The sequence below is a fragment of the Streptomyces sp. WELS2 genome (assembly GCF_013870595.1).
GTDB lineage: Bacteria > Actinomycetota > Actinomycetes > Streptomycetales > Streptomycetaceae > Streptomyces.
Map to the genome: position 1 here is coordinate 1 of NZ_JACBWZ010000617.1, position 3,839 is coordinate 3,839.

A 3,839-nucleotide genomic window follows, 5' to 3' on the forward strand; every position below is an offset into this window, starting at 1 on the left:
GCCGCCGTCGCCGCGGGCGACGCGCTCCCCGGATCCTCCACGCTGCCCGACTGCTCGTCCACCGCGGTGGAGTTGAGCCTGCGCAGCGTGCGCAACTCCTACTCGCCGGACCAGACGCCGACCTTCGAACTCACCGCGAAGAACGGCTCGTCGGCGGACTGCAAGGTCGATCTCGGCCCGAGCCGCGTGGTGTTGACGATCACCCCGGCGGACGGCGACGACACTTTCTGGTCCTCGGACGACTGCCCCAAGGGCCCGGCCGGCCTGGCCTTCCGGGTGCCGGCCGGCCAGAGCATCACCTACACCGTCAAGTGGGACCGCAAGCCGAGCGCCGCCCACTGCGGCACCCCGTCCGGCGGCCCGGCCAAGCCCGGCACCTACCTGCTGGAGGCCAAGGCCCCGGGCTCCGCCAAGGTACAGGCGTCGTTCGTCCTGTCGGCGGACTGAGAGGGCCCCGAAGGGGCGCGGGGCCGTGGCGATGTGCGGCTCCGCCGGACCTCAGACGTACCGCTCCAGGATCGACGACTCCGCCAGCCGCGACAGCCCCTCCCGTACGCTGCGCGCCCGCGCCTCGCCCACGCCGTCCACGGTCTGCAGGTCGTCCACGCTCGCGGCCAGCAGCTTCTGCAGGCCCCCGAAGTGCTCCACCAGCCGGTCGATGATCGCGCCCGGCAGCCGCGGCACCTTCGCCAGCAGCCGGAAGCCGCGCGGCGAGACCGCCGAGTCCAGCGACTCGGGCGACGCGGTGTAGCCCAGCGCACGCGCCACCGTGCCCAGCTCCAGCAACTCCGCGTGGGTCAGCGCGTCCAGCTCGGCCAGCGCCTCCTCGACCGTGCGGGACCGCTTCGCCGTCGGCTCGGGCACATAGTCCCGGACGACCAGCTCGCGGTCCGGCTCGACCCCCGCGATCAGCTCCTCCAGCTGGAGCGCGAGCAGCCGGCCGTCGGTGCCCAGCTCGACCACGTACTCGGCGATCTCGGTGGCGATCCGGCGGACCATCTCCAGCCGCTGCGCGACCGCCGAGACGTCCCGGACCGTCACCAGGTCCTCGATCTCCAGCGCCGACAGCGTGCCCGCGACCTCGTCCAGCCGCAGCTTGTACCGCTCCAGCGTGGCCAGCGCCTGGTTGGCGCGGGAGAGGATCGCCGCCGAGTCCTCCAGGACGCGCCGCTGACCGTCCACGTACAGGGCGATCAGCCGCATCGACTGGGAGACCGACACCACCGGGAAGCCGACCTGCTTGCTCACCCGGTCCGCCGTGCGGTGCCGCGTGCCCGTCTCCTCCGTGGGGATCGTCGGGTCCGGCACCAGCTGGACGCCCGCGCGCAGGATCTTCGACAGGTCCGACGACAGCACGATGCCGCCGTCCAGCTTGCACAGCTCCCGCAGCCGGGTGGCCGTGAACTCGACGTCCAGCACGAACCCGCCCGTGCACATCGCCTCGACCGTCTTGTCCGAGCCGAGGACGATCAGACCGCCGGTGTTGCCGCGCAGAACCCGCTCCAGGCCGTCCCGCAGGGGTGTGCCCGGCGCCACCGCGCTCAGCGAGGCGCGCATCAGACCATCGGAACCGGCACTCCCACCGGACTTGCCGGGAGCCGCTGCCCGGTCGTTGGCTGCCACTGCACTCCTCCGGTCGCAGGTTCTGACGCGCCCCCGCACCCGCACTCGGTTCGTACGGACGGGCGAGACCAGGGCAAAGTCTACCGGCGCTCCTCCGCCTCCCGTGGGGCCTCTCGGCGACGGGAGCGCGGCAGAACCCGCAGCGCCTCCCCCATGTCGGCGACCTCCAGCACCTTCATGCCGGACGGCACCTTCCCCGGGTCGGACGGCACGAGGGCGTGCGTGAAGCCCAGCCGGTGCGCCTCGGCGAGCCTGCGCTGCACCCCCGTGACCCGTCTGACCTCGCCGGCCAGGCCCACCTCGCCGATCGCCACCAGGTTCTTCGGCAGCGGGGTGTCACTGGCGGCGGAGGCCAGGGCCAGCGCGATGGCGAGGTCCGCGGCGGGCTCCGACAGCTTCACCCCGCCCACCGTCGCGGAGTAGATGTCCCGCTTGCCGAGCGCGCTGATCCGGCCGCGCTGCTCCAGGACCGCGAGCATCATCGACACCCGCGAGGTCTCCAGGCCGGACGTCGTACGCCGGGGGGAGGGGATCTGCGAGTCCACGGTCAGCGCCTGCACCTCGGCCACCAGCGGGCGGCGGCCCTCCAGGGTGACGGTCAGGCAGGTGCCCGGCACCGGCTCGGCGCGGCGGGTCAGGAACAGGCCGCTGGGGTCGGCCAGGCCCGTGATGCCCTCGTCGTGCAGCTCGAAGCAGCCGACCTCGTCCGTCGCGCCGTACCGGTTCTTCACGCCCCGCACCAGGCGCAGGCGCGCGTGCCGGTCGCCCTCGAAGTGCAGGACGACGTCCACCAGGTGTTCCAGCAGGCGCGGGCCGGCGATGGCGCCGTCCTTGGTGACGTGGCCCACCAGCAGCGTGGACATGCCGCGCTCCTTGGAGGCGCGGATCAGGGCGCCGGCCACCTCCCGGACCTGCGCCATGCCGCCGGGCGCGCCGTCGATCTCGGGCGAGGCGACCGTCTGCACCGAGTCGAGGATCAGCAGGGACGGCTTGACCTCGTCCAGGTGGCCGAGGACGGCGGCCAGGTCGGTCTCCGCGGCCAGGTACAGATGGTCGTCCAGGGCGCCGATGCGGTCGGCGCGCAGCCGCACCTGGCTCGCGGACTCCTCGCCGGTGACATAGAGGGTGCGGTGCTCGGCGCTCGCCGACTTGGCGGCCACGTCCAGCAGCAGGGTGGACTTGCCGACGCCCGGCTCGCCCGCGAGCAGGACCACCGCGCCCGGCACGAGACCGCCGCCGAGCACCCGGTCCAGCTCGGGCACGCCGGTGGAGCGGGCGGTGGCCTGCCGGCCGTCGACCTGGCCGATGGGCAGCGCCGAGGTGCTCACCCGGCCCGGCGCCGTCGTGCGGACCGCGGGCGCGCCGTACTCCTCGACCGTGCCCCACGCCTGGCATTCGGGGCAGCGGCCGAGCCACTTGGCCGTCTGCCAGCCGCACTCCGTGCAGCGGTACGACGGGCGGTCCTTGGTGGTCTTGGTACGGGCAGCCATGCGCAAACCGTAGCCCGCGGCACCGACAACGCGGCGGGAGCGATCACTTCCCGGCCGCCGTTTACCGGGTCCGGGCGTGGAACAAAGGCTTCCTGTCCCCTTATGAGGGATCGTTTCACCCGTATGGATTAAAACTGCTCAAGGTTCCGGAACGAGCACTCCACCGACGCCTACGGTCGCACGGGTGATGAGCAGCAGCCCGGAGACCACCGCCCGCACGACGGGGGCGCGCCAGGCGCACAGCGAGGCGTGTGACGCACGACGAGAGGCCCGTGAGGCTGGAACAGCGCGCGAGGCCCATGAGGCCCGCGAAGCACGCGAGGCGCGCGACCGCGCCGCCGCGCGCGCCATCGCCCAGCGCACGCCGGCTCCCTACGAGCCGTATCTGGACGGCCTGTTCACCTACTGCCTGTCGGTGCTGTGCGAGCACGACGCGGCCACCGCCGCCCTCGCCGACGCCCTCGCGGTCGCCGAGCGGCGCGGCCACCGCCTCCCCGAGTCCGCCGACGACCTCAGAGCCTGGCTGTACGCCCTGTCCCGCTGGGCGTGCCTGCGCAGAATGGGCGAGCCGAGGCAGAGACGTCAGGGGGCGCACGCGGCGGCACGGGCCGGAGCGGAGGGGGGCGCGGGGAAACGGGCGGGGACCGGGGGAGGCGGCGGAAGGACGGCCGGGAAAGGAACCGGGAACGGCGTCCCGCAGGCGGCTCCCGCGCCGGAGGCCGAGGA

At 73.6% G+C, this 3,839-nt stretch carries 2 protein-coding genes and 2 pseudogenes; 2 read left to right on the forward strand and 2 right to left on the reverse strand.

Annotation, left to right across the window (positions count from 1 at the left end; all coding sequences use genetic code 11):
- A pseudogene (locus H5J33_RS26785) lies at window positions 1-447 on the forward strand (hypothetical protein); the annotation flags it as partial.
- Window positions 448-498: 51 nt separating this feature from the next.
- Here the strand turns inward: H5J33_RS26785 and disA are convergent.
- Both disA and radA read right to left on the reverse strand, forming a co-directional pair.
- Complete coding sequence (gene disA, locus H5J33_RS26790; RefSeq protein ID WP_030781598.1) at window positions 499-1,623, reverse strand: DNA integrity scanning diadenylate cyclase DisA; 1,125 nt, start codon at window positions 1,621-1,623, stop codon at window positions 499-501.
- Between the two features lie 80 nt (window positions 1,624-1,703).
- Window positions 1,704-3,113: a DNA repair protein RadA gene (gene radA, locus H5J33_RS26795; RefSeq protein ID WP_181797419.1), complete on the reverse strand. Its 1,410-nt coding sequence runs from the start codon at window positions 3,111-3,113 to the stop codon at window positions 1,704-1,706.
- A gap of 187 nt (window positions 3,114-3,300) precedes the next feature.
- Here radA and H5J33_RS26800 point away from each other — a divergent pair.
- Window positions 3,301-3,839 (forward strand): annotated as a pseudogene (locus H5J33_RS26800) (hypothetical protein); the annotation flags it as partial.

Coding starts and splice junctions, on each gene's coding strand:
- radA (WP_181797419.1), bottom strand. CDS start 3,113: ATGGCTGCCCGTACCAAGACCACCAAGGACCGCCCGTCGTACCGCTGC.